The following is a 23616-nucleotide window of genomic DNA, read 5'->3' on the forward strand; positions in this document are numbered from 1 at the left end:
GAACGCATAAGCGGAGAATAATGATCAAACGAAACTTGCGACATTTGAAGAAAGAAGCAACTGAAAAAGCACTTGCTAGTGCTGCATTTGAACTTACCCTTGAACATGGGCTTGATGGCTTTACGGTCGAAGATATTGTGCATCAGGTGGGTTGTTCACGTAGAACATTTGCAAACTACTTCACATGTAAAGAAGAAGCTGTAGCAAGAGGCGCAATATCCGTTCAGAATACAACGGAACTCGAAGAGTTACTTACCAAAATGCCCGACAACGTCTCCTTGCTTGACGTACTGTATAACCTGATCAAGATGCAGCTTACAACAGAACTAATTGGAAGACTTCATCAGTTGCTCTCACTATCCCAGACTTATCCCGTACTTGAACCGCATTACCTTGGAGCCATGCACCGGATGCAGACGCAGGCACAAGATACCTTATTAGACTTATCTAACGGGAAGTATGACGAGATCTATACTTATCTTTTGATCAACGCACTATATGGAACAATACTGCCATTAATTGATGGAAGACTTAATGTGTTACTACCCGGACAAGTCATTACTGAGGATACCAAGCCCGGTGCTTTAACATTCGATCAATTTTTGGAAACGACGTTTAGTCATTTGCGGGCAGGATTCGAACATGCCAACCATCCACATTCATCATAGAGGGAGTGTAAAATAGATAAATGTCTACATTATTATACAGAGTGGGGAAAACCGCTTTTAGCAAACCTGCCTACTTCATCATTGGCTGGGTATTAATTCTGGGAATTGTTATCTCCATGATCAGTATCAATGGTATTCACATCAGTTCTGAGATGAAGATTGAAGGCACAGAGTCACAGAAGGTTCTGGATCAATTGGCAAAAGAATTGCCAGCCGCCTCCGGCGGTCAAGGAAGTGTTGTGTTCAAAGCACCAGACAACGAGCGTTTGGATACGCCTGAACGTTTGGCTGCCATGATGAAAGGTGTTAATGAAGTTTACGCATTAGACAAAGTCCTTAACCCTGCGGATTATGCAGCTGAAGCGGGAAATTCGGGTGCTTCTGCTGAGATGGCTCAGAATGCTCAGTCTGCGGGTGCGGCTCAATCCGCAACAACCACACCTCCTCCCTATGGGCCTTTGATGGTAGATGGTGTTCCTGTACCTGGTATGCTGATCTCCTCAGACGGCAGTATCGCACTGTTCCAGTTCCAATTTACAATCGAGCAGTCTGCCATAACGCAGGATATATTTGATTCCGTTATTCAATCGGTTATGACGGTAGAGCAAGGAACCAACATTACGGTCTTGCCAGGCGAAACGCTCAAAGCGGTATCGATCGGGGTCGGCTCCGCAGAGATTGTTGGATTGGTCATTGCGGTAATCGTATTGTTGATCACGCTTGGCTCCGTCGTTGCAGCAGGTCTGCCTCTGATCACTGCACTACTGGGTGTTGCGATCGGAGTAGGTGGAGCATTCTCAATCTCCAAATTCATCGAAATGCCAAGTGTCACTTCCGTCCTGGCTCTCATGGTTGGATTGGCTGTTGGAATCGATTACGCTCTCTTCATTGTTAATCGCCAACGTCGAATGATCATTGATCAAGGCTTGAGCGCTAAAGAAGCAACAGCAAGAGCCATTGGCACATCGGGCAGCGCGGTATTTTTCGCCGGATTAACGGTCATTATTGCACTGTGCGGTATGCTTGTCATCGGTCTCACATTCTTGTCTACGATGGCTTTGGTCGCAGCTGCCACCGTGCTCATCAACGTATTCGTTGCTTTAACCCTGTTGCCAGCTTTACTCGGATTGGTAGGAGAACGCATCTGCTCCGCCAAATCTCGTGAGAAAAGCGCAAAACATCCTAAAGCCACTAGCCATGGAGTCGCGGATAGATGGGTGAAATTCGTTATCAAGAATCGTTGGGCTACCATTATCGCCATCATCGTCATTCTTGGTTTTGCCGCGACGCCGATCACCAAAATGGAAATGGGTATCCCTGGCGCTTCCTCAGCGAATCTGGATACAACGGCAAGGCAAAGTTATGATGCCATCTCCGAAGGCTTCGGAGAAGGATTCAACGGACCCCTTATTCTGGTCGCAGAGCCCAATCAGTCTTCCGCAAAAGTTACACCGGAACTCTTGGGTGGTCTGGTGATGGAACTTCAAGGTCAGAATAACGTTGCACAAGTCACACCACTTGGTATGACAGACGATTTAGCTATTTTCAGTCTCATTCCAAAAACGGGTCCTAACGATAATCTCACTAAAACACTGGTCACTGATCTACGTGCGGCTGATTCCAGCATCGCACAGACCTATGATGTGAAACTCGGAGTTACTGGAATCACAGCTGTTAACATCGATATGTCAGCCAAACTGGCGCAGGTGTTCCCTATTTATGTAGGCATCATAATCCTGCTCTCGCTGATCATCCTGTTACTCGTATTCCGTTCGATCATCGTTCCCATCAAAGCAACGATTGGCTTCCTGCTTAGTATCCTGGCTACATTCGGGATCACAACTGCTGTATTCCAATGGGGCTGGCTGCATTCGCTCTTTGGTTTCGATACCGGCGGCCCGCTGCTGAGCTTTATGCCGATCATCGTGACAGGTATCCTGTATGGCCTCGCGATGGACTATCAAGTCTTCCTTGTTAGCTCCATGCGGGAATCCTATGTGCATGGTCATCGCGGGACTGAATCCGTCGTTCATGGATACAATCAGGTAAGTCGCGTGGTTGTTGCCGCAGCAGTGATTATGGTCTCTGTATTTGCAGGATTTATATTCACCGATGATGTCATGATCAAGCAGATTGGTTTCACTTTGGCTGTAGGCATTCTGATTGATGCTTTTATCATCCGTATGGGCTTGGTCCCTGCCATCATGGCTATTTTCGGAGACAAAGCTTGGGCACTTCCAAAATGGCTGGATCGCATTCTGCCAAACCTGGATGTTGAAGGCGAGAAGCTGATTGCTTCCCTGAATGCTGAAGAGCATGCCAACACGAAGTCTGGATTAAAATAATCCTGCCAATCGAATGGTGATACCATGATTACTATCAAGATTCCATTTACCAATACTAGGACCTCCTCTGTTTTTATAAACAGGAGGTCTTTTTTCTTTTTCACATTTTATGCGGTTATGTCTTCAATATGGATATTATATCGTGCGAATTTAGAAGCATTAACAAACGCCGCAAATAACTTTTGACTATAAGCATCTGCTTTGTAGCTGTACTCCGGATGCCATTGTACCGCCAAAACAAATGTCTGATTCGGCATAACAACCGACTCGACAAGTTCATCTTCTGCAATTGCAACGGCAGTTAATTTTTCCGACAACTTCTTGATCCCTTGATGGTGATAACTGTTCACTTTTATCGTATCGGTTTGCAAAATATCGTACAGGATATTATTTTTTTCAATATGTACATCATGTACAAGATCTGTATACGGCGGACTTTGCTTATGATTAACGATCTTGTTCCCATGAAGTTGAAGGCTGGTCGGAATGTCTTGATACAATGTTCCACCCAAAACAACGTTAAATAATTGTAGTCCCCGGCATATGCCAAAGGCAGGCTTATCAAGCTCGATTACTTTCTGTAATAATATGGACTCCATGATATCGCGTTCAATACATAACTCTCCACAGGTAACCTCTATATACTCATCATATAACTCAGGATTGAGGTCATGTCCTCCAGTGAACAGGAACCCGTCGAAATCATGAGCCAACGTTGCTATGATCTCGATATCCGTTGTCAAAGGAAGCATAATTGGAATCCCGCCGGCTTCCTCTATGGCGTTCATGTAATTCGGGAGCATCCAGTAACTTTTTCTGTCGGTATCGTACAGTGGCAGAACACCGATCATCGGCTTTTTCATAGGTCCCCCTCCTATCTTTTCATTCATTTTATCAGATCTCTTCATATATAAATTCACTGAATTATTGCATTATCCTACCTCTATCATCTACGAACCCGTTTCATCCGGAATGCTGGAAAACTAAAAAAACAAACAAAGCCGCATAACAGCGACTTTGTTTGTAGCTCCAATCCCGTATATATGCATTCATCCGTTTAGTTTAAACATCATCTCATCTAGGCTGCTTTTACAGTGGTTGCTTCGTCTGAATTCACTTGGATGGAACGCTGGCATATCAGGGTAACGACAAAAGCCAGCAAGGCAAGCATCACTGCAACTGGAGGCACCCACTGGACACCCCCCAGATTAACGGCAATTCCCCCGACACCGGAGCCTAACGCTATACCCACGTTGGCTGCCACAGGCAGGAGTGTAGATGCGAATGCTTTGGATCCCGGTGCGATCGCTCCAGACACATCAAACAAATACAACTGGGATGCCGCGCTCATGGAGGATGACAGACATCCAATCAGAAACAGGAATGCCAAGCCGATCCACAGATTGGAAACGGCAAAACTCATGCCCAGGAAGAGGATTGCCTGGATTACGAAAAGCCCCTTGAGCTTAGGTAGGAAGTCACCCTTGGCTATTTTGGCACCAATCCAGTTACTCAGGATGCTGCAGGCTCCATAGATCAGGAGTATGGCACTAATCCATTGTACTGGCACACCCATCGTCTCACTCAGGAGTGGCGTAATGTACGTAAAAACGACGAAAATACAGCTGTTTCCCAGTACAGGGATCAGACAGGCCAGCAATATCCGTGGCTTCACAAAGAGAGACATCTGATCACTGAACGAACCTGCAATCGTTGTTGTTTGGCGTGGCAGAATACGAAACATGAATACCAGCGGCACAACACCTATGCATGCTGTAACAACAAACGTCATGGACCAGCTCAGATGTTGTCCGATAAATGTACCGAGCGGAACACCTAGCACATTTGCGATTGAAAATCCGCCCAAAATCCAGGCGATAGCTTCCCCTCTTCGCTCCCGGTTCACTGCGTCGCTTACAATCGAGATCGAAAGTGATATTGTAAGTCCACAAGCAACGGCCGACACGATGCGAATGACCATCAGAGAAGAGAACGTTGTTGAGAACACGGTCAATAGATTTAATGCCAACACGATTGCAAATCCAATCAATATGGAACTCCTTCTGGATATTTTGGCCAAGAAGGCCACAGCAAATGGTGTACCCACTGCGTATGCGATCGCAAAACCGGAGACAAGCATACCCGCGGCAGCAAGTGATACTTTCATGTAACTTTCAATTTCCTTCAACACACCCACGATGACATACTCGGTTGTTCCCAGTACAAAGCTAACAAGCGTAAGCGTTAAAATAAGTAGGTTCTCTCTATTTCTAGTCATAAATCAATACTCACTAATCCTTTCTATTGTTGCAAGCGCTTCATTTCTGTCTACGATCATTAATTCATGTATTTTCTGCTTTCCCATCCCTTCACTTTCGATATATAGTACATTTTGGATAGTGAAATTGTACTGTCAGATACGCTATGCCGACAATCAAGGTTGTTGTGGTTTTATTGCAAAACATTATATATGTTGTCATTTCAACACAGACTCTCATTACTAATTCTGAAGGGAAGACATAGATGAATACACACCACGAAGTCGGCCAACTGCATCCAAATCGAGATTGCACCATTATTTATGTAGGAAAACTGGCCGACAATCCCCATTGGAGTTTTCCGACGCATAAACATGACGATCTGCATGAGATTATCTACGTAACTGAAGGCAAAGGATTGTTCACCATTGACGGCACCAAACACTGGGCTCAAAAAGGGGACATGCTCATATATAACAAGGGTACTCTTCACGAGGAGAAGTCCAATCCTGAATACCCGTTATCAACCTTTTATTGCGGCTTTCGTTTTACAGATGGCACCCAGACCCTTGAGGATTGGGTCATTCCTCCCTCTAACAATCCGATCATTCGAGCCAACCGATATTCCGATGAGCTCCATTCGTTAATGCAGACTCTCTTTAATGAATTTTCAATCCGGGAACATGGATACGAGTCGATCTCTCGGCATGTCCTGAAAGCAATACTTCTAATCATCGATCGGCAGTCCCGTCAACAGCTTCCTAGTGGGGAGATCGTTGAGAGCAATACCCTTGCTGAGAGCATTAAAGACTATTTGGATACCAACTATCGGCAAAACATTAAACTCAAAGAATTGGCAGATCAATTTCATATCGATTTTTATTACTTAATTCATATGTATAAAAATCACTATGGCACTTCTCCTTATCATTACCTGATTCAACGAAGAATGGGTGAAGCTACCCGATTATTAATTTCAACCAACAAAAAAATATGGGAAATTGCCAAACTGGTCGGTTACGATAACCCAAATTACTTTACGATTTTATTTACCAAAACGGTTGGTGAATCACCACGAAGTTTCCGAAAAAAGAATCAAAAGGATATGTTCGGGGATGAGGCGTCACATTCTTACTAATCTCTTTAAATGCAAAAAGGCGCTCCATTGGGAGAGCGCCTTTTGCTTAACACGTTTGCTTAACACATTTACTTACTTCTACTCTAGAGCTTAAACCGGCGAACCAATTCTTGCATGTTCTCAGCTGTTTTGGATAGCTGTGCAGATGATGCCGATATCTCCTGCATTGCCGCCATTTGCTCTTGGGCTGCTGCTGAAGTTGTCTGAGCACTGTCAGCCGACACTTTAGAGATGTGACTCATCGCGGCAACCGTAGCCGAGACTTCTTCCGTACTGGCTGACAACTGTTCTGAGACAGCGGAAATATCCTGAATTTGATCCACGATATGCGTTGTATATTGTTCAATGTTCGATATGGTTGCAGAAGCTTCTTGGCTGATCCGCATTCCTTCACCGACTTGATTACGAACTTTATCATTCATAAGAGATGTGGATTTGGCAATCAGATCAAGCATTTTGCCAATGGTAGCACCAATCTCGTCCGCACTTTGCTTGGATTGTATGGATAACGTGCGCACCTCACCAGCAACGACAGCAAAACCTTTTCCGTGTTCTCCTGCTCTTGATGCTTCAATAGAGGCATTCAGTGATAGAAGGTTGGTTTGCCGAGAGATATCCGTAATCGCTTCATTCATTCGATTGGCTTCGGCAGATAGACTGGACAGCTCATTAATCAATGCCGAGGTTTCTTCAACAGCTCCGAGAATATGTTCCATTTGTTCTCCAACCTGGTTTATGGTTTTCCCGCCATTAGCAACTGCGCGCTCCGTCTCTTCAGCCGAATCCACAATCGCACTCGCAGATTCTGCAATTGTACTGATGCCTCTCGCCATCTCTTCTACGGCATTCGCGGTTTGTTCCGAATTTTCCGCCCCAACGATAGCTGATTCCGCAGTCTGGTGCATGGTTTCCGCCACATGTTGAACCGATTGGGTGGTTTGTTTTGTACTTTCCTGAATCATTTGGGAAGAGTGGCTTAACAACGTTGACGTCTGATGAAGTTCAGCAACCACCGATTGAAGGGAGATGGTCATTTGGTCAAAATCATTTGCCAATATACCAAATTCGTTTTCTGTTTTCAGATTAACCCGTTCCGACAGATTCCCTTCGCTTACGCTGCGAGTGGCCTTTCGCAGTTTTTGCATGGGTACAATAAAAGATCTCAGAATGAAGAAAATAATTACACCGGCAATCAATACAGATATAGCAATGACAGTTAGACTCGATACCATAATGGGTTTCGCTGCGGCGATAAAATCTTCATGGCCCATCAAAGCAATGACATTCCAACCCGTCAAAGCATTAACACCGTTATATACCTCCAGATCATACGCCAGATCTGTTCTGACAAATTGGGAAAATGCCATCGGTTCATCGGAACTTGAAGCCGTATTCGGATGGACTGGAATCCCCTCGATGAGTGCTCCGCCAAGCTCTCCTCCCCCACCGTTTACAATGGCACCAGACCAAGCCACGATGGTTCGATTGGAGTCCACCACAATCAGACTCCCATTACCTCCGACATCCACAATTGATATTTCATTTGCTAATCGCTCCAGATCAAGTTTAATACTTGCTACACCTTGTTCATTTGACAGAGCTTTCGAAATCTCTACATAAATCTTCCCGGATACCGAATCTTTCATAATACTCGAAAAATACAGTGATCCATTGTTACTTATACCATTGGTGTACCATTCTGTGCTGCGTGGATCGTATGTTGCATCCTCTATTGCTGGAGATGATATAACACCACCTTGATCGCTGCCCACAGTTATGGCAAGAATATCAGGATATGTATCAGCTAACTGGTCGATTCCTACTTGTATTGCTTCGTTGTTCGCCTGACTGGGAGCGGAGCCATACATGCTGTCTATGTAACTCAACATTTCTGCTTTTTCCCCTACCAGATTGTTAATATGCTGTCCTGTCATTGTTAAAATTGTATTGATGGGATCGGTCATTTTTTGTTGCACCTGATCTTTGGCACTATGATACGAGAAATAACCGATAAGTGCAGTCGGGATAATAAGTACCGCAAGGAAAGCTGCAATGAGTCTAGTGCTCATTAATCGTAAGCTGGCTCCTCCATTCCTATAAAATGACCTTTTTTTCTTCTCTTCTTCCAAAGTGAATCTTCCTCTCTGTATTCATTTTTAGTAGAATCAACCGGCAAGTAAACGCAAAAAAACCCATATATGCACACACCCAAAGAAACTTTGAGCATGTATATACATAGGTATTGCCTGAATGAATTCAGTAACAAGCCGTATTTGTCTAGTATTATAACATAAGTAAAAAAAGTTTGTTAACTATGATTGGGTCTTTATACCAGACATCTGTTGTTTATAATCCGTAGGACTTAGCCCCGTATACTCTTTGAACACCTTCGAGAAATAGTGCTGGTCGCTAAATGACAACAAATCGGAAACTTCCTTAAACTTCATGTCTGGTTGACTTTCCATCAGTCTGCAGGCCTCCTGAATGCGAAGCCCGGTGTAATACTGAACAAATGTAATTTGTGTTGCATTTTTGATCACTCTGCTAACGTACGACGGGCTAATATGAAACTTCATGGCAATGTCATTGATAGATAATTGAGAGTATTTATTTAGTTTTACGTAATCGTCAATCTGTTCGAACAGGATCGCCTTGCTTTTTCGAACGTGGGATTGCAGCATATCGAAGCACTGTCCCGTCCATTCCGTCAGTTCCCGGCAAAAATCGGCATAGGACTGTGCCTGGGCGAATTGTCTTGACCTAAGCTCCAGGCCCAATCTCATGCCCGACCCCTGTTCCTCGTACAGATGAGCAAACGTGTCTACGACCAAACCAATAAACCGATCCACCTCGGTCATATGTACATTTTCCTCTGCCCATCGATTCAGCAATTCGGATAACTTGAAAGCAAACCGTTCTTTCTGCCGAGCCTGTATCATCTGTACAAAAGCAGATTCCTGCACCGGATCCAGACAGCCTGTCTCAGATCTGGCCATCGACACCGGATTACCGGTATCCAGCACTATTCCTTGTTTCAACCGTTGCTGCTCAGACAAAATGGACGACATGCGGTGATAGAGCTCCGGCAGATTACCAGACTCAGCGAATAGAAGTTGTCCTCCAATGATCGCATCGATGTCATGCGCAACCAAATGCCGCCGCAACGATTCAAGACATTCATGTACGGAAGAGTACACCTCCAGTGCACTCTTGTTGACAAAAGCGATAAATTGATATGGGGTTTGACAGGTGTACACACGACATGGATGGAATGTAAAAAAGTCCTGCACTACAGTCTCAAATTCCACCTGCATCCATCGTTCATGCCCTGCGGTAAAAGGCTGTTTGCTCATAATGATCATCATCTGGCTGAATAAAGGTGGAAACTCTTCCCCTTGTTTGGGCGTAGTCTCACATTGGGGATGAATGATTTCCTGCAAATCCAGCAGCTCCTTGGACATCTGTTGATCAAGTTGATCAATTACCCGACCCATGACTTCTTCAAGCGCCTCTCGATCGACAGGTTTTAACAAATAGTCAAACACTTGCAGGTTCAATGCTTTTCTTGTGTATTCAAAATCGCTATAACCGCTAATCAAGATGACCTTCAGATCCGGGTTGGCAAGCTTGGCTTGCTCAATCAGGGACAGCCCATCCATTTTCGGCATTCGAATATCTGTCAACAGCAGATCAATCGGTTCCTGCTTTAACGCTGCCAAGGCTTCTTCTCCATTCGTTGCCGTAGCAGCTACACGAATCGGGAAGCTCAGCGTTTCCAAGAGCATTTTAATATTACGTAATATCGGTTTGCTATCCTCAACGATCATCGCGTTATACATCACCTATGCCTCCTAGTTAGTAAAAATCCTTTGTCAGTGAGCCGATGATTTGAATCGTTGCTCCATGTTGCTCTTCCCCATGATTGTTAAATATATTAATAAAGAGCCGGTTGTTATACATTAGTTTGAGTCGATTGACACTATTGATAATCCCCATGTTACCAAGGGCTGTTCCACGATCGGCAGTCTGGTTCATTCCAGAACCCGATGCCTGAATATTGGCTAAAATCTCCTGGATCTTATCCGGTGGAAAGCCCTCTCCGTTATCTTTGATCTCCAAAGCCCATAATCCGTTATATTGCTTCACGGTAATCTGGATACGCCAAGGCGGCGCGCTGTTGGCAAAGGCATGTTCAATGCAGTTTTCCACAAACGGCTGAATAACCAACCGTGGCAACCGGATTTCGTTCGCCAGCTCGTCTGCATGGATGTCCCACTCCAGATCCTCTTCGTACTTTTGTTGTACAAGGGAGAGATAATGTCTCGTATGTTGAAGCTCCTCAGCCAAAGTCACATGCGCGTATGGTGAAGATACAATATAACGTAGACTGTCCGAAAGATGTTTGCACATATCCGATACAACTTTGGTCTTCCCCTCTTGGGCGGCAATACTGATCAGGTATAGAACATTATGAATAAAATGAGGTGCAATCTGGGCTTGCAGCGCAGAATTACGCGCCTTTACTTCTTCATGAAGCGCCGACTTTTCCCGGTCAATCGATTGCTGCAGTCTCTCCATCAGATCCTGAAAGGCTTCATTCAGCAATAAGAGATCGTTATTCTTCGGCGTTTCATCTACTTTCAGATACATATTGCTGTAGTTCATGCGCCAGATCTGACCACGTAGCTTGCGGATAGGCAGCAGCAGGTTACGTGTCGACAGGAAGATATACACAAACGAAACCAGCATCAGTGCTGTAATCAGCAGAATGGACATCGTCTGAACCGAATGGATCGAGCCCAGAACAGATTTTTTGGGCGTTATGATATACGTGATCCAACCTGTACTGGGTGAAATGGAATGCGTGATATAATTGTCGTTTTTGTCCACATCCAGTCCCTCGTCTGATGAAGGCTTTGTCCAATTGGTAAATGTCATACCCTCTTCCGAGCCCGTCATCTGCTCCCCTTGTTCATTCAGAATATAAACATCGCCGGCGTTAATGCCCTCCGTCAGATTCTGTATATAGGCCTGTTCCATCTGGATGCTAAGATAACCGTACACCTTGCCGTTCTGATCATTGATCGTGCGCACAAAGGAGATCGTATCGTCTTGACGCAGCAGAACAAAACCACTTTCCGTCCAATCTCGTCCGACCTGACTACTCTCCATCATGGTGTTCAATATTGCGGGAGGATTGCCCGAACCCAGATATGTTGTCAGGAGAACACCATGATTGTCGTAGATGGACATGTCTTTGATATTCATACTCGGCCCGATGGCCTGAAACATGATGTCTTTGATGATCCGAATCTGTTTCAGCCTTTCATAATTACTATGCGCAGAGGAGCTCTTGTCCATGGCTGCAAATATATTTTTGCTGGATAATATTCGCTGCGACATCTGGTTCTGTTGTTCTACGTAGAGATCAACTTGCTCCCTTACCTTCGTAGCTGTAACGAGCGTATCCTGCTCTGTTTTCAGTTTGAGCGGGCGGACAACGATCACATTCACATAAACGATAAAACAGCCCAGCACGAACAAAAGCAGCGCCAGAAATGTCAAAAACACCTTTGTCTGCAAACTGAATTGAGTTGCTTTATGTATGAGCTTTGCCATTCTCAGAGATGCCCTCCTGTTCTGACATGATGTGAAATCCCTTATATTCATGTCTACTCTATCACGGTATTTCATGAAATGATAGCGATTTCAAGTTCAGGATTTTACACATCAACGTTCAAGTACAGACATGTACCCGGGCGAGAAAAGAATCTATAATCGGACTTGTAAACGGATTCACTAAACGTTTTAGAGGGGGATTTGCATTGAAAACAATAAAAAGAAAAAAGGCGTTTTCTATTATTCTGGCCAGTTTATTATCGGTCTCGTTAACGGCTTGTGGATCAGGAGGTACGGATTCCGGCACAGCTGCTGGCGGGGACAGCAAGAGTGGCAAAGTCACATTGGAGCTGGCAATCTCTAAAAGTTCTCAGGACTCTGCTTTCATCCAACAGGACATTCTCGATGCATTCGAAAAACAAACGAACATTCGTGTCAATTTGCAGCTGATTCCAGCGGAACAAACAACTACTGTACTGCAAACCAAACTGGCTGTAGATGAAACGCCTGACATTATTCAGTACAATCTGGCAAGCGCAGTCACAGACCTGAACCTTGAACGTAACTTCGAGATTCTGGATAACGAGCCTTGGGCGAGCAGAATTGTGAACAAAGACGTCCTCTCTTCTGGTGGCCATCTCTACAGCTTCCATGTCAGCCAAGATACAGGGATGCAAGGGGTTGTTTATAACAAACAAATCTTTGAAGAACTCGGGTTGTCGATTCCAACTAACTACGAAGAATTCCTTGCAATCTGTGAAAAAATCAAAGCAAGTGGCATTACACCTGTATTCATGCCTTACAAAGATGCCTGGGCTGCCAACATCTGGCCTGCTGCCGCTTTTGCCGATTTTGTAGCCAAAAATGAACCGACTTTTTTTGATGAGTTGAACAGCAATAAGAAAAAATGGTCTGATATCCCGGAATTCAAAACATTCCTGGAACAACAATATGAAATTTACACCAAAGGGTACACCAACACGGATGTGCTTAGCGACAGCTATGACATGGCCGTAGGTAAATTCCTGAACAAGGAAGTTGCCATGATGTTTATGGGCGATTGGTTAATTGAAGGCGTGGCCGAGCAAGATCCAAATATGGAACTGGGCGTATTCCCGATTCCATCGTCGGATAATGCCAGTCTGGGTGCAAGTCCACTGGGCGGACAACTGTTCATTCCGAAGAAATCCAAACATCTGGATGAAGCCAAACAGTTCCTGGACTATATCGCTTCCAAGGATGTCGCACAACAGATCGTGGATTCCAAAGGATACGTATCCAATTTCAGTGACGTTACGACACCGGAACTGCCAGCTTACAAACAGGATATTGTAGACAATTATATTACGCCGAAGAAAACCGTGCTGACAACGGATGCATACATGCTGGTTGATCGCAGCGAACTGTACCGATTATTGCAGGATCAATTTGCAGGCGGATTGTCACCGGAAGAAGTACTGAAATCCTGGGATGAGAAGTTCAGTCAGCTGATGCAGGATAAAGGTGTAGAAGGTTTCTAAAGTGTGAAATATAAGGCAGCATAACAGGATCGACCGTTATGCTGCCTAGCTATAACGGAGTGTGAGACATGAAAAGGACTAAAAATCTGTACTCGTATTACATGATATTTCCCGCACTGATTATCTACTCCCTCTTTTTCGTTGTGCCTGCTCTCGCCGCTTTCTATTACTCGTTCACGGATTGGCGGCTGGATCGGCTGGAGCTGAAGTTCATCGGGTGGGATAATTTCCAGAAAATTTTCTCGGACAAAACGCTTATTCTGGCACTGAAAAATACGGCGATATTTGCAATCGTCACCGTCGTTGGCAAAAATGTCATCGGCCTATTGCTGGCCGTAGGACTTAACATGCGATTAAGAACAAAGAACCTGCTGCGTGCGATCTTTTACTCCCCTTCCATTCTCAGCATCCTTGTGATCAGCATTCTGTTCACTCCCATGTTGCGTACCGAAGGTACAATCAACAATTTTTTGGAATCTGTAGGATTACATTCGTTAAGCCAAGCTTGGCTGACCAACCCATCGATTGTGATCTGGACGATTGCCATCGTCTCGATCTGGCAGAGTGCCGGGTTCCAGATGGCCATCTATCTGGCGGGCCTTCAGTCCATTTCTCAAGAGTATTACGAAGCGGCCAAGATTGATGGCGCAAGTTCGTGGAGAAGTTTTTTCAAAATCACACTACCACTCTTGCTGCCCGCGATTAACATTAACCTGATGTTGACCTTGATCGGTGGACTCAAAGTATTCTCCGAAGTATATGTCATGACCGGTGGTGGCCCGGGTAACGCTTCACAGGTCGTAGGTACGATCATTCTGCGATCTTTCGGCGAAGGCAACTGGGGACTTGGTACCGCGGTCAACACTCTACTGTTCGTGGTCGTTACCATTATCGCTATACCGCTATTGATCTTCATGCGGCGTAAGGAGGTTACGGAATAACATGGGCTATACACGCAAACTCGCCATCCGCAACTATATCGTGGAAGGGTTCCTGATTCTGGCCTCTCTTATCGTTCTGTTGCCGCTTGTCATTCTGATCTTTGGTTCATTCAAAACCAGCGCCGAAGTGCTTAGCTTCTCCCTGAGTTTTCCGGAAACATGGCAGTTCTCGAACTATGTTCGTGTCTTCCAGGAAGGCGGTCTGTCGCGAGCATTCTTCAACAGCATTTTGATTACGGGCGTATCTTCCATCATTAATATCGTTGCTTCCTCGGCAGCGGCATTCATTCTGGCACGTCGGGAAACCAAACTATCCGGCACCATCTATATGTATTTCTTCATGGGACTGATTGCGCCAATGTCCATTATCACGACCATACGGGTTGTACAGGGATTGGGATTCTACGGCAGCATCACAAGTGTTATCCTGATCTACGCCGCGTTAAATACAGCCTTCAGTGTCTTCTTGTATAGTGGATTCATCAAAACCATTCCACGAGCGCTGGACGAAGTCGCATTTCTGGAAGGAGCAAGTGTGTTCGGGGTGTTCTTCCGCATCGTCACACCGCTCATCCTGCCCGTTAACGCAACGGTAGCCATCATGGTGTTCATGTCCGTCTGGAATGACATCACGATTCCGGTATACTTCCTGACAGACAGTTCCACATGGACGATGCCACTATCGATCTACAATTTCTACGGCAAATATAGCCGGGACTGGAACCTGATCTTCGCTAATCTCGTGCTTACTTCCCTGCCTGTATTCATCCTGTATCTATTCGGGCAAAAATATATCGTCAGCGGCCTTACTGCCGGTGCAGTTAAAGGTTAAACCTTATATTCTTACGGTTCTCAAGCCATAGAATTGGAGTATTCATGACGTACTCAACCCCCACCATATCTGGTGGGGGTTGTTTTATTTATAGCGTGAAAATGCATCTACATCTCTCTATTTTTGAAACAATTGTGGGTAAAGGGCAGCAACCCCGCCAGCAAGACCCTGTTGCACGTTCCGACTGGTATCATCAGCAATAATCTCGTAGAGATCCGCTTCGATGGAATCTATTGCAATTTTGGCAATATCCGTTGGGCTCGTTTTTGGTGCGTCGATACCTACCGTCATATCCGTATCCATGAACGCCACGTGCAATCCGGCAACGCTAACGTTCTTAGGGGCTAATTCCAGACGTAATGCATTCGTAATTCCCCACTGAGCGGATTTTGCAGCTGAATATGCACCTGAGTTACCAAGGCTGAGCCAAGATAGAGCAGACAGGATATTCAGTATCGAACCGCCCCCATTCTTCTCTATCACCGGTGCAAACGCACGAATCATTGAAAGCGTACCGAATACATGTGTATTGAACTCCAAGTGAATATCGTTCAGCTCACCTGTGAGCAGAGAAGCACCCGTAGCGGAACCAGCATTATTGATTAGAAGGGTTACATCACTAGCTACCTCAGCTGCAGCCATGACAGATTGTGGATCCGTAATATCGAGTTGCAGTGGAATAGCCCCCGGCAGGTCAATGGATTCAGGGTTTCTTGCGCCAGCGTAAACTTTTGTTCCCCGCGCCAGCAATTCAAGAGCAAGTTCCTTGCCTAACCCTCGATTAGCCCCACTTACAATAGCAACTTGTTTGGAAATATTCATTTATTATTACTCCCTCTCATTGAGAATTTATTTATTTTCGAGCTGTTATGGGAATGATCATTCTCATAACTCCCAATAACAATCTATCACATCGGGAACGATCAGTAAAGAATAACTTTTATGATTCATATCTTCATAAAAAAAGATGCCCGATAACCTTTGAAAAAAGGCTCCGAGCATCTTTCTTTGGTGCTTCATTGAGAATGGATTTACATATGGATTATGATTTTATGTCATACAGATTCGCAGGTAACGCCTGAACAAATGGTGACCAGTCACTCACTGTATATAGATGAAGTCGGTGCATGGCCCGTGTGCATGCCGTATACAGAAGCTTTCGATCATATTCCTGGCTGTAAGCAACGGGTGAAGCATCATAGACCAGGACAGCATCGAACTCAACGCCTTTCGCGAGGTACACAGGAATAACCATGATTCCTTTTTCGAAAATCTGTGTGTCCTTTGTTATGAGCTGTAACCCTTCGCCGCCTTGACTTTGCAACCTTTCATAGGCGTCACGGCTTTCAGCCGCATTCTTCGTAATCACAGCGATGGAGTCAAACCCCTCCGCCTTAAGCGTGGCGATGTCTGCGAGAATCTGCGCACCACGCTGCTTTTCGTCCTTCAATCCTCTTAAACGAGGCTTCTGATCTCCCCTTTCAAACGGTCTGATCTCTTCTCCCCCTGGTAACATCTGTCTCGTGAATTCAACAATCTCTTTGGTTGAACGATAACTGCGTACGAGCCGTATCAATGTAGTTTCGCCTTCTCCATATAGGTCAACCAATGGCGAGTTGGACGCTGCTAACTCCGTAGCCTGCATAAAAATCGCTTGCCCGAAATCCCCCAGCACCGTCATGCGAGCACGAGGAAACAGTTTCTTCAGATATTCGTATTGAAACGCCGAATAATCCTGGCCTTCATCGACAAAGACATAACGAATCTCTGTGTTCGTCCGGACGCCCTCTATCATCTCTTTTACATATAAATACGGAGTAGCATCCTCATGGAACAGCTTGTTCTGAAGGATCATGGCCTTGGTCTGTTTACAAATCTCAGGCCAGTGCTGTGGGGGGATTGCCCCATTCGTTTGTTCCCGATAAGCGGCTTCATCTACAAATAGTTGTTCGTATATTCCTTTCACATCCACGAACTGGAATTTCCGCACACTCTTTCTTAAAGGTTTAAACATGTCTTTCACCAGTTTCTGACGAAGCAACTCCTCTTCCCGCACTCCAAAGTTAAAGGCACCCTCATCTTGCTCTGCGCTGTTGTTACCGTTATCTCGTGCTGCGTATTTTTCCGCCACATCAAACACAGGCTTTTCTTTGTGCAACATGCGGAAAGCTTCCACATACTCATCCGTGTCCAGATAATTCAATTCCTCCTGAACCCAGTCTGCATCCCGTTCCAGACGTTCCAGCGAAACAAGTTCTCTCAGCAACCATTCCTGCAAAAGAAGAATACGGTTGGACAAGGTAAGATTTTGATCCAAACTGTAAAATTGAGTCTTAATTCGGTCCGCAGTGATGAATTCACGTCCCCGAAATTGAATCCCGTTAAACCGCATCCCCTCTCTTCCTAACCACTTACCGTAGTTTTGGAGCACTTGCAGGAATGTCTCGGAAGCTTTGTACTTAATCGCCTCCAGACGAGCTTCATATCCCGGATCATTCTGAGCTGTCAGCACATATTCAATCTGATCAAAGGCATCCTCTGGTCGTAAGGAGGAGTCCAACCAATAATTCAGATATTCCTGGAAAGTTGTCTGCTGCATGTTCTCTTCGCCAAGTTCCGGAAGCACGGTTGAAATATAACTGGTAAACATCGGATTCGGCGAGAAAAGCACGATCTGATCTGCTTTGACGGTCTGGCGGTGTTTGTATAGTAAGTAGGCCACTCGCTGTAACGCAGCTGACGTCTTGCCACTGCCAGCTGCCCCTTGAACGATAAGCATTCGGCTTCGGTCATCACGGATAATGGCGTTTTGTTCCTTCTGGATTGTTGCTACAATGCTCTTCATTTGTGAGTCTGCACCCTTGGCGAGCACTTGCTGCAACAATTCGTCACCAATCGTCTCTGTTGAATCAAACATGCTATGAAGCTGCCCATGTTGAATCTGGAATTGACGCTTGAGTTCCATCTTTCCATCGATTCGTCCTGAAGGTGTGTCATAACTTGCTGGTCCGGGAGAGTGATCATAATACAGACTCGCAATTGGCGTACGCCAGTCATAGATTAGAAAGTTCAATCCATCTTCATCCATGAAGGATGATACGCCGATGTAGATCTGTTCCGTCAATGTCATGCCTTTTTCCTTATAATCGAAACGGCCAAAGTACGGCGTTGGAAGCAGTCTCTTTGTATTTTTCCATTGTTGTGTTAACAGCTTGTGCCCGCGCTCCCTCTCAGCCAACACTCTGGACTGCTGATTAATGGTATAAAATGCATCTTCAAAATCTGTGTACGAACCCGTATTAATCGTCACTTCTTCCCAGAACCGTTTACGAATTTCGGCAGCCTGTTCATGCAGTCCTGCAACCTTCGGTTCCAGCTCGTCGAGTCGTGCCTGAAGTTTGTTCCTCACCTGCACTAGTCTTTCCTCTTCCAACTTCCATTCGTTTCTTTTATCCATGAATAAGTCCACTCCCTTTTCCATTTATTAGGACCAAAAAAAGAGCATTGACAAATCGGAATGTCGGATGTAAAATTAAATTAGGAGAAATAATGATTCACCCTTTACATTCAATGGAAATGTCAATTGCGCTATAGATTATATCATGGCTTTTTTTCACGTTCAATGCTTTTTTTCTGTTCTGACTGAGTTGAACAATAATTTATATTAAATAAGATGTCCCTTGAGCTACACTGGGGTCATCTTTTTTTATGTCCTGAGCATGGTTCATACCCTGAAACCATTACGCATCGCACGTTAACCAGACAATTACGAGAACTTGAAGAAGCTGGTTTGATAAACCGTGTTACCCACCCTGTAGTTCCACCTAAAGTCGAATATTCCCTTACAGAAAAAGGACAAAGCCTGACTTCGATCTTGTTTCAACTAGGTGATTGGGGATCGAAACATATGTAAAAAACGCCTTCCCATAGTATCTCAAGGGATACTTTATATCATTAATGTGCGTACTTACGCTCCTATTCTAAATCCGTTATGCTGAGTTCAATGCTGAGTGTCAACTCATCCATTCCAATGACATATTGAAAGGAAGTTATTGACCACTATGACACAGAATGATCGATTTTTAGTATATGGAGCATCGGGCTCCCAAGGCGACGCTGTCGCTCAATTACTCGTTCAACACGGTTTTGAGGTTCGCACGATTACTCGAAATGAGGAAACAGCCAAAACATTAAAGGAACAAAACATTGAAGCTTTCATCGGGGATCTGTCAGATGTAGAACAGCTCCATACGGCGCATGGAGGTGCAAGTGAAGTATTCCTACCGGGGTACTTGACAATGGCGTTTTGGCTTACCCGGTACCAGCAGACAAGCCGATCTCCTGGATTAGCTTAAACGATGCAGCTCAATTCCACTATTATGCCTTGACTCATTCGGAATTGGCAGGAAGCATTATCCCGGCACCCGGATTAGAAGCTCTGACAGGTGCACAATTAGCGGAACAATTCAGTGCTGTATTAGGTGAAAAGATCAGCTTCATGTCTCTACCTTTTGATCATTTTGAAACAGCGATTCAGCCTTTGTTGGGAAGTGAGACAGCAGCTGGTCTTAAAGAATTGTACCAATGGATTGATGGGCATACAGATCTTCTTCCACGGTATCAAGAGTTGGATGATAAAATCAAAGCCAATCTTAAATTAACCAAAATAAGCGATTGGATTCACCAAACAATGATTAAATAATATTTTATGAACAAGCCATTTGAATCTCCAACGGAGAAACGTTTGGCTTGTTTTTTTATACGAGAATCTCAATGGGCTCAACTGATTCAGATTCAGAGATTCTGATAGGATTAGGCAAAACTTTGATAGAAATGTGGTACAGATTGGTTCATTCGATATGACATAATAATGTGTATATAGATCACCGTACAGGTGGCAATAATAAACACTAGAAAGGATTTGAACATGATATGCAATATACAAAACTTGGTAACACAGGCTTGGACGTATCTCGATTTTGCCTGGGATGTATGGGATTTGGGGATGCCAGTAAATGGGTTCATGAATGGGTACTGAATGAAGAAAATTCTCGCCCTGTGATCAAAAAAGCATTGGATCTAGGCATTAATTTCTTCGATACAGCGAATATATATTCTCTGGGTACGAGCGAGGAGTATCTTGGTCGGGCGTTGAAAGATTACGCAAATCGGGATGAGGTTGTCATTGCAACCAAAGTGCACGGACAAATGCATCAAGGACCCAACGGTTCCGGGCTATCCAGAAAAGCCATCCTGAGTGAGATTGATAAAAGCCTGAAACGATTGGAAACCGATTATGTGGATCTCTATATCATTCATCGTTGGGACTACAATACGCCTATTGAGGAAACCATGGAAGCCTTACATGATGTGGTGAAGTCCGGTAAAGTTAGATATATTGGGGCTTCAGCCATGTTCGCTTGGCAGTTCCAAAAAGCATTACATGTAGCAGAGAAAAATGGTTGGACCAAGTTTGTCTCCATGCAAAACCACTTGAATCTCATCTACCGTGAAGAGGAACGAGAAATGTTGCCTTTATGCAAGGAAGAGAAGATTGGTGTAACTCCCTACAGTCCTCTAGCTTCAGGCAGGTTAACCCGTGACTGGTCCGTATCAACACATCGATCCGAGACAGACAAAGTTCAGAAATCCAAGTACAATGCGACTAGCGATGCGGATCGGCTTGTTGTTGAACGAGTTGCATCCATTGCAGAAAAATACGGTGTCCCTCGCACTCACATTGCACTTGCGTGGTTGCTGCAAAAAGACACTGTAGCGGCACCAATTATCGGTGCCACCAAAATATCGCATCTGGAAGATGCGGTAGGCGCTCTTTCTGTTAAGTTGACCTCAGAAGACATCTCATTCCTTGAAGAGCCCTATGTACCTCACCCTGTTGTAGGTGCTCAATAATCGTTTTTTCTTAAAATATAAAAGACCTCATCTTTCCGTATCCGGAAGTTGAGGTCTTCTTTTTATATCGCAATTTATTTGCGCCAGAATGTTGAACATTCTGCCTTATCCTTTATATTGAACTCAATCATTCTTTCAAGTAACGAAAAATCAATCTCCTGTTTCCACTTCATTCGCACCAACTCTTTGGTGTGATCATACCCCGCCTGAGTGATCTCTTCCGAAAATCGATTAATTCCTGCCTTCTCGGGAGCAACAGCCAGGTGTTGCTTGGATACACTAAAGCCAATGATAAAGGTATCATGGTCAGTAAACATCGGTTGATTCCAGGCTATTTTTTGCTTTAAATTCGGGAATTTTTCAATAATCCAGTTCAAGACTTCTTCCGTTCGTGCCTGGTGTTCCGGGTTATCGATGCGTGCTATAAATTCTGCAAAGGTCTCCATTGGTTTCCCCCATATCATAAAATATACTAATTAATTTGCCCTATTCAAACTCATTCTATCATGAATATCAAATTCAAACTTTTATCTGCCCGATAACTCAACAAAAAATGAGCAGTCTGCTAGATTTTAAATGTTTTCCTTGATCCAAGAACGCAACTGATCAGCATAGAAAGCGCGCTCATCTGGATCGGATTGAGAACCATTTGTCAGATACAATTGATCATTCACGTATCTAGGGTAAACATGCAGATGATAATGCCACACGTCTTGATTGCCAGCAGGTTCATTATGTTGCCGTGTCGAAATCCCATCACATCCATATGTACTTTTCATTGCAAATGCTGTAAGCTGAGCCGCGCGGTGAATTTCAACAGCATAATCCGCAGGGAGTTCAAAGATGTTCTCGAAATGTTGATTCGGAATAATAAGAACATGCCCTTTATTGTTTGGCCACCATTTGCCTGCTATAAATGCTGTTACCTTTTCATTTTGATAGATGATATCCCTTTGTTTTGTTCCCTGATCAGGTCGCTCAATACCCCAAATACGACAAAATGGACATTCGTACCCTTCAGGCTGATGTGAAAATGATACTGTCATCTTTCTCATCCCACTCCTTTCATATTTTTCCAACTAGTTATTAGACGCAGGTATCTTCTGTTCGTTGCGATAAGAGTGCAGGTTGTAGAACGATCAGCAATTAACAAACTGAAAAGCAAAGAGCAGCTGACCTTATCGGCAGCTGCTTTCTTCTATCTTTACCTATCACGATTGCAAAGTTAACACTTACATGGTGCTGATATCAATAACAAAGCGATATTTCACGTCGGAAGCCAATACACGTTTGTATGCTTCGTCAATCTGGTCTGCGGAGATGACCTCAATGTTAGGTGCAATATCATGTTCTGCACAGAAATCAAGCATTTCCTGCGTCTCACGAATACCACCGATCATGGAACCTGCGAATGAACGGCGATGACCGATCAGAGAAAATACGTTTACGGCTAATGGTTCTGCAGGAGCACCAACGTTCACGAGTGTACCATCCAGTGTGAGCAGTGAGAAATAAGCGTTGATGTCAATATTCGCACTTACCGTGTTAATCATCAGATCAAAGGTACCTGCAAGTTTCTCGAATGTTTCCGGTTCACTTGTGGCAAAGTAGTGTTCTGCGCCAAATTGCAGTCCATCTTCTTTTTTGCTCAAGGATTGGGAAAGAACGGTTACTTCGGCACCCATCGCATGTGCAATTTTGACAGCCATATGACCAAGACCACCCATACCTACAACGGCAACTTTCTTACCCGGGCCAGCTCCCCAATGATGAAGTGGTGAATATGTCGTAATACCGGCACACAGCAAAGGTGCAGCTGCATCAAGTGCAATGTTATCAGGGATGCGAACGACGAAAACCTCTACGACAACAATATGAGTTGAATATCCACCTTGCGTAGGCTCACCATATTTGTCTACTCCAGCGTAAGTTTGAATATTTCCTTTGAGACAGTATTGCTCTTCACCTTTGCGGCAGTTAACACATTCACCACAAGAGTCGACCATACATCCGACTCCTACTCGGTCACCAACCTTATATTTGGAAACTCCGCTTCCTACATCCGTTACAATCCCGGCAATTTCGTGTCCAGGAACGAGTGGATAATTCACAGGCCCCCATTCACCGTGGGCAGTATGAATGTCTGAATGGCAGATACCTGCATATTTAATCTCGATTAATACATCACTGGTATCCAGATCACGTCGTTTAATTTCAGCACTTCTGAATTGTTGGTCTGGTCCGTCAACGGCTCTGGCTTTAGCTATAATCAATGGGATAACCTCCTAGTAATTTAAAGTTCAAAATAATCTTACCCCCTCTAGTTAACTCTAGGTCAAATGTTTATCTTATTTTTTATCTCCAACGTACTTTGACATCCAG

Annotated in this window: 20 protein-coding genes; 10 read left to right on the forward strand and 10 right to left on the reverse strand. The window is 44.5% G+C overall.

The genetic code is table 11. From position 1 onward, the window contains the following. The first annotated feature begins 20 nt into the window (after positions 1–20). Complete coding sequence (locus tag FE296_RS28935) at positions 21–668, forward strand: TetR/AcrR family transcriptional regulator (RefSeq protein WP_091016359.1); 648 nt, start codon at positions 21–23, stop codon at positions 666–668. 20 nt (positions 669–688) lie between these two features. After that, complete coding sequence (locus FE296_RS28940) at positions 689–3013, forward strand: MMPL family transporter (RefSeq protein ID WP_150367275.1); 2325 nt, start codon at positions 689–691, stop codon at positions 3011–3013. A 107-nt stretch (positions 3014–3120) separates the two neighbouring features. Here the strand turns inward: FE296_RS28940 and FE296_RS28945 are convergent, their stop codons facing one another. Together FE296_RS28945 and FE296_RS28950 are read right to left on the reverse strand one after the other, a co-directional pair. Continuing rightward, complete coding sequence (locus FE296_RS28945; protein WP_150367276.1) at positions 3121–3876, reverse strand: gamma-glutamyl-gamma-aminobutyrate hydrolase family protein; 756 nt, start codon at positions 3874–3876, stop codon at positions 3121–3123. A 215-nt stretch (positions 3877–4091) separates the two neighbouring features. Beyond that, complete coding sequence (locus FE296_RS28950; RefSeq protein WP_150367277.1) at positions 4092–5291, reverse strand: MFS transporter; 1200 nt, start codon at positions 5289–5291, stop codon at positions 4092–4094. A 245-nt stretch (positions 5292–5536) separates the two neighbouring features. Between FE296_RS28950 and FE296_RS28955 the strand changes: the two genes are divergently transcribed. After that, positions 5537–6409, forward strand: a complete 873-nt coding sequence (locus tag FE296_RS28955) for a helix-turn-helix transcriptional regulator (protein ID WP_124114658.1) — start codon at positions 5537–5539, stop codon at positions 6407–6409. Between the two features lie 83 nt (positions 6410–6492). Here FE296_RS28955 and FE296_RS28960 read toward each other — a convergent pair whose 3' ends face one another. From FE296_RS28960 to FE296_RS28970, 3 genes are all read right to left on the reverse strand, one after another. Further along, the gene (locus FE296_RS28960) at positions 6493–8478 is read right to left on the reverse strand and encodes a methyl-accepting chemotaxis protein (RefSeq protein WP_190945628.1); all 1986 of its coding nucleotides are present in this window, start codon (positions 8476–8478) and stop codon (positions 6493–6495) included. 243 nt (positions 8479–8721) lie between these two features. Beyond that, on the reverse strand, positions 8722–10248 hold the full coding sequence (locus FE296_RS28965) for a response regulator (RefSeq protein ID WP_150367279.1): 1527 nt from the start codon (positions 10246–10248) through the stop codon (positions 8722–8724). Between the two features lie 16 nt (positions 10249–10264). After that, a complete protein-coding gene (locus tag FE296_RS28970) occupies positions 10265–12028 on the reverse strand; it encodes a sensor histidine kinase (RefSeq protein ID WP_150367280.1) in 1764 nt (587 codons plus the stop codon). A gap of 206 nt (positions 12029–12234) precedes the next feature. Between FE296_RS28970 and FE296_RS28975 the strand changes: the two genes are divergently transcribed. From FE296_RS28975 to FE296_RS28985, 3 genes are all read left to right on the forward strand, one after another. Further along, a complete protein-coding gene (locus FE296_RS28975) occupies positions 12235–13548 on the forward strand; it encodes an ABC transporter substrate-binding protein (protein WP_091016368.1) in 1314 nt (437 codons plus the stop codon). 68 nt (positions 13549–13616) lie between these two features. Continuing rightward, the gene (locus FE296_RS28980) at positions 13617–14489 is read left to right on the forward strand and encodes a carbohydrate ABC transporter permease (protein ID WP_150367281.1); all 873 of its coding nucleotides are present in this window, start codon (positions 13617–13619) and stop codon (positions 14487–14489) included. Between the two features lies 1 nt (position 14490). Next, the gene (locus FE296_RS28985; RefSeq protein WP_017688542.1) at positions 14491–15321 is read left to right on the forward strand and encodes a carbohydrate ABC transporter permease; all 831 of its coding nucleotides are present in this window, start codon (positions 14491–14493) and stop codon (positions 15319–15321) included. Between the two features lie 117 nt (positions 15322–15438). Here FE296_RS28985 and FE296_RS28990 read toward each other — a convergent pair whose 3' ends face one another. Both FE296_RS28990 and helD read right to left on the reverse strand, forming a co-directional pair. Then, positions 15439–16143 carry an SDR family oxidoreductase gene (locus tag FE296_RS28990; protein ID WP_150367282.1) on the reverse strand — a complete coding sequence of 235 codons (705 nt, stop codon included), beginning with the start codon at positions 16141–16143 and terminating at the stop codon, positions 15439–15441. A gap of 220 nt (positions 16144–16363) precedes the next feature. Next, positions 16364–18778 carry an RNA polymerase recycling motor HelD gene (gene helD / locus FE296_RS28995; RefSeq protein ID WP_150367283.1) on the reverse strand — a complete coding sequence of 805 codons (2415 nt, stop codon included), beginning with the start codon at positions 18776–18778 and terminating at the stop codon, positions 16364–16366. A gap of 216 nt (positions 18779–18994) precedes the next feature. Here helD and FE296_RS29000 point away from each other — a divergent pair, with 216 nt between their 5' ends. The 4 genes from FE296_RS29000 to FE296_RS29010 all read left to right on the forward strand — a co-directional run bounded on the left by FE296_RS29000 (position 18995) and on the right by FE296_RS29010 (position 21234). Next, entirely contained in the window at positions 18995–19234 is a 240-nt protein-coding gene (locus tag FE296_RS29000; RefSeq protein WP_150367284.1) for a winged helix-turn-helix transcriptional regulator, read from the forward strand. Between the two features lie 148 nt (positions 19235–19382). Beyond that, positions 19383–19676 carry an SDR family oxidoreductase gene (locus tag FE296_RS33645; RefSeq protein WP_223869083.1) on the forward strand — a complete coding sequence of 98 codons (294 nt, stop codon included), beginning with the start codon at positions 19383–19385 and terminating at the stop codon, positions 19674–19676. Beyond that, positions 19628–20023, forward strand: coding sequence for an NmrA family NAD(P)-binding protein (locus FE296_RS33650; protein WP_223869084.1), 396 nt, complete (start codon positions 19628–19630; stop codon positions 20021–20023). The genes FE296_RS33645 and FE296_RS33650 overlap by 49 nt, the downstream gene beginning before the upstream one ends. Positions 20024–20253: 230 nt before the next feature. Then, positions 20254–21234, forward strand: coding sequence for an aldo/keto reductase (locus FE296_RS29010; protein WP_150367285.1), 981 nt, complete (start codon positions 20254–20256; stop codon positions 21232–21234). A gap of 74 nt (positions 21235–21308) precedes the next feature. Here the strand turns inward: FE296_RS29010 and FE296_RS29015 are convergent, their stop codons facing one another. The 3 genes from FE296_RS29015 to FE296_RS29025 form a co-directional block, all read right to left on the reverse strand. Further along, a complete protein-coding gene (locus FE296_RS29015) occupies positions 21309–21680 on the reverse strand; it encodes an iron chaperone (protein ID WP_150367286.1) in 372 nt (123 codons plus the stop codon). Between the two features lie 126 nt (positions 21681–21806). Next, positions 21807–22313 carry an HIT family protein gene (locus FE296_RS29020; RefSeq protein ID WP_223869085.1) on the reverse strand — a complete coding sequence of 169 codons (507 nt, stop codon included), beginning with the start codon at positions 22311–22313 and terminating at the stop codon, positions 21807–21809. Positions 22314–22466: 153 nt separating this feature from the next. Next, positions 22467–23507 (reverse strand): NAD(P)-dependent alcohol dehydrogenase, encoded by a 1041-nt coding sequence (locus FE296_RS29025; RefSeq protein ID WP_150367288.1) that lies wholly within the window; start codon positions 23505–23507, stop codon positions 22467–22469. Positions 23508–23616 lie beyond the last annotated feature (109 nt).

Source organism: Paenibacillus sp. UASWS1643, assembly GCF_008693195.1.
Taxonomy (GTDB): domain Bacteria; phylum Bacillota; class Bacilli; order Paenibacillales; family Paenibacillaceae; genus Paenibacillus; species Paenibacillus amylolyticus_B.